The sequence below is a fragment of the Geobacillus zalihae NBRC 101842 genome, from assembly GCF_001544135.1.
GTDB classification, from domain to species: domain Bacteria; phylum Bacillota; class Bacilli; order Bacillales; family Anoxybacillaceae; genus Geobacillus; species Geobacillus zalihae.
In genome coordinates this window covers 1-5,592 of the sequence record NZ_BCPV01000104.1, presented here as the reverse complement: position 1 = coordinate 5,592, position 5,592 = coordinate 1, and the positions used below count along the sequence as shown (strand labels likewise).

The window sequence follows — 5,592 nt, the reverse complement described above, 5'->3', positions numbered from 1 at the left end:
CTTTATAGTTTTATAGTGAAATCACTTTATCATATACACATAAGTGCGAATTTATAACACAAATTCGTACTTTTTTGTCGAACAAAACACTACTAAATGCTATAATGTCGTACCATGTAAAGAGTGAATTCATGATGCTATTGTTTACGTTAACCAGAAAATTGTAAAATTCAATGAGAAGCTAATATATGTGGGGGATGAGTAGTGAAAACATTAAAGGAAAGGATTATTCAACTTCTACAGGAACATAGCGGTTTGACCGATAGAGAAATTACCAATCGAATATTGGGAGAAAAAAAGCCACAGCAACCTGTCAATCAGGCATGCAGGTCATTAGAGGCACAAGGAGTACTGAAGAGAGTGAAAAGACAAGATGGGCTTATCGGTAACTATCTTGCCACAGACCAGCATGTGGTGGATTATTTCCAGAACAAAGGAAAGAAGGATCTTGAAGAGGATAAAAAAGCCTTTTCTGAAGATAACATCAAACAGGTACTTATTTCGTATCTTCATGCAGACGGATGGAACACCCGAGTGGCATGGGGTAAGAATCGTGGAATTGACATAGATGCAACAAGAGAGACAGATCGATGGATTATTGAAGTGAAAGGAATGGGTTCATATCAGCAAATGAATGTGAATTACTTCCTAACGATATTGGGAGAAATACTGCAACGAATGGAAGATCCTTATGCGAAGTATAGTATTGCCTTGCCTGACATACAGCAATTTCGCAATCTATGGGATCGGCTACCATTATTAGCGAAAGTGAGAACAGGTATTACGGCATTGTTTGTGGATGAAAATGGTGAAGTGACAGAAGTTACCTGAATCAATTACTCAATAAAATGACTCTATTTTTATCGATTACTGTAGATGAGCAAATTCACTAACATAAATTGACAACCAAACAAAAAAGGAGACATGAACCGGACTCCTTGGATAAAATAGATGTGCTCACAACTACCCACAAGGAGGTTCATGTCTCATGAATAGATTAGCACATCACCAAGGAATCCACAAGTTTTTCTTCACTCTGGGGTTGACGTTGCAGCTTTCCAAACCGGTCATCAAGCATCTCATTCATATTGTCGATGCCTTGACCACCGAGGGATTCTCGGGAACATTGACTGATATTCATTACTGGAGCTTTCATCCGAATCATCGAACGACGCTCCGTCACTTTTTCACGAAAAGCCCTTGGAACGAGGAAAGGCTGCTTGGGAAGCTTCAAGAGTGGATCCTTTCCCAGGTCGAACGACTGGCCAAACGGAAGAATCAACCCCTTTTTGTTTCGATTGATGATACGATTTGCCAAAAAACGAAGCCTTCGTCACGGGCAACGCACGCCATCGAAGGGTGCGACTGGCACTACTCGCATAAAGATCATCAATCGGTTTGGGGGCATTCGCTCGTTTGGCTGATGGTGCACACCTTCACGCAGGCGTTCCCATTTGCGTTCCGCCTGTATGACAAGAAGGCCGGAAGAAGCAAAATCGACCTGGCGATCGAGATGCTTTCCTTGATCAAGGTGAAGCTGACTCAGCCGGTGTATGTGCTCATGGATTCGTGGTACCCATCCAAAACGCTCATCGAAGCCTGCCTGAAAAAGGGATTCCATGTCATCGCGATGCTCAAGACGAACCGGATTCTCTACCCGAAAGGCATCGCGATCCAAGCCAAGCCGTTTGCCCGCTATATCGAACCAAAAGACACCCGCCTCGTCACGGTGGGTCAGGAGCATTATCGCGTGTATCGCGATGAGGGGGCCATCCATGGCCTCGATGATGCGGTGGTGCTGCTGGCTTGGAAAGCGGATCAGCCGATGACGCCGGAACATCTTCATTGCATCTTGAGCACCGACCGGGAGCTCGGGGACGAAGACATCTTGCGTTACTATGCCCAGCGTTGGACAATCGAATGCTTTTTCCAGCAGGCGAAAGACCAACTGAAGCTGGATGGATACCGCGTTCGCCACATTCGGGCGGTGAAACGGTATTGGGCGGTGGTGCTCTTGGCCTCTGTTTACAGCATCGCCGAATCCCAACAAAACCTTTCCGCTGGACTGGAGCTTCTTCGATCACGGAAAGGCCACAGCGTCATCGAGTTCATTTATAACGCCGCGAAGCAAGAGATTCCCATTGATGTGATCAAAAAACAGCTCCATGTCGCCTAAGGGGGACCCTGTTTGTCTCTTAAAGCATGGAAATTATTGTAATGAAAAATGCTCATCTACAGTTATAGAACAACTTTCCACTACAAAATGTGGATAATGAAAATTATTTGAATAAGCTATTTATCGGACTAAATTTTACATGTCCTTGCTGAACCTCGTTGCTGAAAAGATTTACATACACTTTTGTCATTTCCAATGACGTATGCCCCAGTATTGCCTGTAATTGAAATGCATTTGCCCCATTTAACACACATAATTTAGCAAATGTATGGCGAAACGTATGTGGGGAACAGCGAACGTTCTTGATTCCTGCCTTTTTCCCATACTCTTTAATTCTGTCCTGTACTTGCTTTTTGCTGAGTGGCGTATCGTCACGGGTAATAAATAAATAATCAGTATCCACACTCCCTCTAACAGCTATATATTTTTTCAACTGATTAATCATTTTATCTTGAATAGGAACAAAACGTTCGAAACCCCCTTTTGTGTTTCGAATGCGGATGACTTTTTGTTCCCAAATGATATCCGTTGTTTTTATGCCCACCAATTCATTTACTCGAACTCCCGTTTCCAACAGCAACATCATAATCGTATAATCCCTTAAACCTACAAACGTACGAAGGTCGCATGCTTTAAATAACGACTTTATCTGCTGATTATCAAATTTTTTTGTCCACACGATTAGGCTTTGGCTTTAGCACGCTAAAAAACAAAAAAGCCAATGCTCTGAATTGCTCAAAGCATTGGCTTTAAAGGCTTTTGGTTATGTATGGTGCCGATGGTGGGAGTCGAACCCACACGGGGGGCTACCCCACACGATTTTGAGTCGTGCGCGTCTGCCAATTCCGCCACATCGGCGCGACAATCAACATTTTACCAAATTATCTTTCAACTGTCAACACTTTTTTATTCATTAGATATGGAGGCGGCACCCGGATTCGAACCGGGGATAAAGGTTTTGCAGACCTCTGCCTTACCACTTGGCTATGCCGCCTTGATCAAGAGCGGAAGACGGGACTCGAACCCGCGACCCCCACCTTGGCAAGGTGGTGTTCTACCGCTGAACTACTTCCGCATCCGTGGCTGGGGTAGCTGGATTCGAACCAACGCATCACGGAGTCAAAGTCCGTTGCCTTACCGCTTGGCTATACCCCAACGTTGTAAGTGAAGGGCGACTAGTGGGAATCGAACCCACGCATGCCAGAGCCACAATCTGGTGCGTTAACCACTTCGCCATAGTCGCCATGATCATGATAGGAATGGCAGGGGCAGTAGGAATCGAACCCACACCGGAGGTTTTGGAGACCTCTGTTCTACCATTAAACTATGCCCCTTTGTTAAAATGGTGGAGGGGGACGGATTCGAACCGCCGAACCCAAAGGGAGCGGATTTACAGTCCGCCGCGTTTAGCCACTTCGCTACCCCTCCAAGGAATGGTGCCGACTGCAGGACTTGAACCCGCAACCTACTGATTACGATTCAGTTGCTCTACCAATTGAGCTAAGTCGGCATAAGATGAATGAAGAAGGTGGCTCATTGTTGAGCTCTGTGCCTCTTCCTCTACCAGCTGATTCGAAGAAGCGGAATGCGTCGAGGCAACTCGAAGCGAATTCGATGAAGCAGATGCTCGTCTCTACCAATTCAGCTAAGTCGGCATGCAAACCTATTCTAGTTGTTTCGTGGTGGCTCGGGACGGAATCGAACCGCCGACACAAGGATTTTCAGTCCTTTGCTCTACCGACTGAGCTACCGAGCCGTATCTTATTTTTCCATTGTTCGTTGATGACTTTTGTGTCCCTTCCTCTACCAGCCAATTCGAAGAAGCTGGGTGCGTCGGGACAACTCGCAGCAGATTCGACGATGCGGATGCTCGTCTCTACCGACTGAGCTACCGAGCCATATATTATTTTTTAACTCGCTCGTTGAATTGCTCTGTGCCTCTTCCTCTACCAGCTGATTCAAAGACGCTCGATGCGTCGAGGCAACTCGAAGCGAATTCGATGAAGCGGATGCTCGTCTCTACCGAATGAGCTGCTGAGCCGTATTTTTCATCTTTCACAATTTTGAAAGAATGGCGGTCCCGACGGGACTCGAACCCGCGATCTCCTGCGTGACAGGCAGGCATGTTAACCACTACACTACGGGACCAATTTTGGTTGCGGGGGCAGGATTTGAACCTGCGACCTTCGGGTTATGAGCCCGACGAGCTACCGGACTGCTCCACCCCGCGACGATAGAAAATGAACTTATTTCGATCATACACTGAGTATCGGTTTAAATATTTATTGCCTCTTCCTCTGCCAGCTGATTCAAAGATGCTCGGTGCGTCGAGGCAACTCGAAGCGGATTCGATGAAGCAAAGGCTCGTTGCCCCACCCCGCGATGACAAGAAAGTAAGTTGATGTTCACAATGCTTTTGGTGTTGTTGTCCGTTGCCTCTTCCTCTACAAGTTGATTCAAAGATGCTGGATGCGTCGGGACAACTCGCGATGAATGAGAAAGCAAGTCAGCTTTTATATTAAGATGGTGGAGGATGACGGGATCGAACCGCCGACCCCTTGCTTGTAAGGCAAGTGCTCTCCCAGCTGAGCTAATCCTCCACAAAGAAGTGACCCGTACGGGATTCGAACCCGTGTTACCGCCGTGAAAGGGCGGTGTCTTAACCACTTGACCAACGGGCCATGCTGATGGATCATGGCGGAGAGCAAGGGATTCGAACCCTTGAGGCGCTATTCACGCCTACACGATTTCCAATCGTGCTCCTTCGACCACTCGGACAGCTCTCCACGATGGCTCCGCAGGCAGGATTCGAACCTGCGACCAATCGGTTAACAGCCGATTGCTCTACCACTGAGCTACTGCGGAATCATAACGACGGTCAATTCTCCCAACAAGATGTCCTGCCTCTTCCTCTGCCAGCCGATTCAAAGAAGCTGGATGCGTCGAGGCAACTCGCAGTTCATCCGATGATGCAAATGCTCGTCACTGAGCTGCTGCGAAATGACATCTCTTTAGACATTTACTATTATAATGATTCGCGCTGAGCTGTCAAGAGTTTTTTCATTCCTTCAAAACTAGATAACCGTTGGAAGAAGCCGCTCGCCTGCGCTTTTCGCATTGTCCAGCTCCGGCTCGCCGCCGCTCGGGGTCAAATAACCTTCGCCTTCGGGATCGGAAATCCCTGCAGGCGAAGAACATTTGCCCGTCGCGGCGACCCGCTCGCCTGCGCTTTTCGCTGTCTAGTTCCGGCCGCCATCGGCTCGCGACGCTTCGGTCCTGCTGCGGCGGCGACAGCCTCCTCGCAGGCCCTCCAGCGCACCTCGCCGATAAGCGGGCGGCCTCCACTTTTCTTGCTAGGTTAAGCCCTCGATCGATTAGTATCCGTCAGCTCCACGTGTCGCCACGCTTCCACCTCC

The 5,592-nt window shown here is 47.8% G+C and carries 3 protein-coding genes and 15 tRNA genes; 2 read left to right on the top strand and 16 right to left on the bottom strand.

What is annotated here, in order from left to right:
- Window positions 1-204: 204 nt before the first annotated feature.
- Entirely contained in the window at window positions 205-831 is a 627-nt protein-coding gene (locus GZ1_RS17205; protein ID WP_020754098.1) for a hypothetical protein, read from the top strand.
- A 157-nt stretch (window positions 832-988) separates the two neighbouring features.
- Window positions 989-2,176 carry an IS701 family transposase gene (locus tag GZ1_RS17200; protein ID WP_060788974.1) on the top strand — a complete coding sequence of 396 codons (1,188 nt, stop codon included), beginning with the start codon at window positions 989-991 and terminating at the stop codon, window positions 2,174-2,176.
- Between the two features lie 103 nt (window positions 2,177-2,279).
- Here the strand turns inward: GZ1_RS17200 and GZ1_RS17195 are convergent, their stop codons facing one another.
- From GZ1_RS17195 to GZ1_RS17120, 16 genes are all read right to left on the bottom strand, one after another.
- Window positions 2,280-2,855 (bottom strand): tyrosine-type recombinase/integrase, encoded by a 576-nt coding sequence (locus GZ1_RS17195; RefSeq protein WP_373278119.1) that lies wholly within the window; start codon window positions 2,853-2,855, stop codon window positions 2,280-2,282.
- A gap of 91 nt (window positions 2,856-2,946) precedes the next feature.
- Window positions 2,947-3,034: transfer RNA gene (locus GZ1_RS17190), tRNA-Leu, on the bottom strand.
- A 62-nt stretch (window positions 3,035-3,096) separates the two neighbouring features.
- Window positions 3,097-3,170: transfer RNA gene (locus GZ1_RS17185), tRNA-Cys, on the bottom strand.
- 9 nt (window positions 3,171-3,179) lie between these two features.
- Window positions 3,180-3,251, bottom strand: a tRNA-Gly gene (locus GZ1_RS17180).
- Between the two features lie 5 nt (window positions 3,252-3,256).
- Window positions 3,257-3,331 (bottom strand) — tRNA-Gln (locus GZ1_RS17175).
- Between the two features lie 15 nt (window positions 3,332-3,346).
- Window positions 3,347-3,419: transfer RNA gene (locus GZ1_RS17170), tRNA-His, on the bottom strand.
- A 17-nt stretch (window positions 3,420-3,436) separates the two neighbouring features.
- A tRNA-Trp gene (locus GZ1_RS17165) sits at window positions 3,437-3,510 on the bottom strand.
- Between the two features lie 9 nt (window positions 3,511-3,519).
- A tRNA-Tyr gene (locus tag GZ1_RS17160) sits at window positions 3,520-3,604 on the bottom strand.
- A gap of 6 nt (window positions 3,605-3,610) precedes the next feature.
- Window positions 3,611-3,686: transfer RNA gene (locus GZ1_RS17155), tRNA-Thr, on the bottom strand.
- 170 nt (window positions 3,687-3,856) lie between these two features.
- A tRNA-Phe gene (locus GZ1_RS17150) sits at window positions 3,857-3,932 on the bottom strand.
- 316 nt (window positions 3,933-4,248) lie between these two features.
- Window positions 4,249-4,324 (bottom strand) — tRNA-Asp (locus GZ1_RS17145).
- Between the two features lie 5 nt (window positions 4,325-4,329).
- Window positions 4,330-4,406 (bottom strand) — tRNA-Met (locus GZ1_RS17140).
- 294 nt (window positions 4,407-4,700) lie between these two features.
- A tRNA-Val gene (locus tag GZ1_RS17135) sits at window positions 4,701-4,776 on the bottom strand.
- A 9-nt stretch (window positions 4,777-4,785) separates the two neighbouring features.
- Window positions 4,786-4,857, bottom strand: a tRNA-Glu gene (locus tag GZ1_RS17130).
- A 14-nt stretch (window positions 4,858-4,871) separates the two neighbouring features.
- Window positions 4,872-4,962: transfer RNA gene (locus GZ1_RS17125), tRNA-Ser, on the bottom strand.
- Between the two features lie 4 nt (window positions 4,963-4,966).
- Window positions 4,967-5,041: transfer RNA gene (locus tag GZ1_RS17120), tRNA-Asn, on the bottom strand.
- Window positions 5,042-5,592 lie beyond the last annotated feature (551 nt).

Coding starts and splice junctions, on each gene's coding strand:
- GZ1_RS17200 (WP_060788974.1), top strand. CDS start 989: ATGAATAGATTAGCACATCACCAAGGAATCCACAAGTTTTTCTTCACT.